This is a genomic window from Paenibacillus maysiensis, assembly GCF_000520815.1.
GTDB classification, from domain to species: Bacteria; Bacillota; Bacilli; order Paenibacillales; family Paenibacillaceae; genus Paenibacillus; species Paenibacillus maysiensis.
The window spans coordinates 1-1,082 of record NZ_ASRY01000291.1 but is presented as its reverse complement, the minus strand read 5'-3'; the positions used below and the strand labels follow the sequence as shown (position 1 = coordinate 1,082).

At 52.2% G+C, this 1,082-nt stretch carries 1 protein-coding gene; it reads left to right on the top strand.

Annotated elements, in window-relative coordinates:
* Positions 1-116 precede the first annotated feature (116 nt).
* The gene (locus L696_RS0122295) at positions 117-1,073 is read left to right on the top strand and encodes an IS30 family transposase (protein WP_025685621.1); all 957 of its coding nucleotides are present in this window, start codon (positions 117-119) and stop codon (positions 1,071-1,073) included.
* Positions 1,074-1,082: the final 9 nt, after the last annotated feature.

Genomic DNA, 1,082 nt, shown 5'->3' with positions numbered 1-1,082 from the left:
GACGGATTGTAATATGAAGTGCGACACCTGCTGGAAATAAATAAAAAAGGGCTCATGGCCTGATTCGTGTAGAATGAAAGTTACCACACCAGCATTCACACAAGGAGAATCAGTCCATGAGTTATTCACATCTTAGCATAATCGAACGAAGCAAGCTAGAAATCCTGCATCAGCAGGGGAAAAGTGCAAGAGCGATTGCCAAGGAACTGGGCAGGCACCATGCGACCATTAGTCGCGAACTCCAACGCCATGACAAGCAAAAGGCGTATCATGCCGAGCGCTCTCAAGAGAGCTACCACCAGCGACGTAAGGCCTCGATTCCTGCCGGGAAGTGGACTGCTAAGCAGGCGGCGGTCATCGAAGAGAAGCTTCAGGCGACCTGGTCTCCAGAGCAGATCGTAGAACGGTTGCGTCAGGAAGGACAGCGTGTGGTGTGTTTCAAAACCATTTATCGCTGGCTGTATGCAGGCCTTTTGGTGAGAGGGACGCTAACCGTACTTCGGCACCAAGGTAAGCGACAGAAGCCAGCAGAAACCCGTGGCAAGTTTACCGTAGGTAAACCCATTTCAAAACGCCCTAAAGACGTCCGTTCTCGGGAAACGTTCGGCCATTGGGAACTGGATACCGTCGTCTCGGGCCGTGGAAAAAGTAAGGGCTGCGTAGCCACGTTCATTGAACGCAAAACGCGTCTGTATACCGCGATCAAGATGCCTGACCGCACGGCGCTATCGATGGAGATTGCCTTTGGCGTAGCCGCTTCCCAGTACCCTACCGGAGCCTTCCAGACCGCTACCGCTGACCGAGGCAAGGAGTTTGCTTGTTATCTCAGCCTGGAAGCTACGCATGGAGTTCAGGTCTACTTTGCTGATCCTTACTCGTCCTGGCAGCGGGGCTCAAATGAGAATGCCAATGGCTTGCTGCGAGAGTTCTTTCCCAAAGGGACGGATTTCGCTCACATCACGGATGAAGATTTGGAGAATGCCCTCCATCTCATCAACCACAGACCACGAAAATGTTTGGGCTGGAAGACTGCTCACGAATCCTTTTCAGAAGAACTGTCGCACTTGGCTTGACAATCCGTC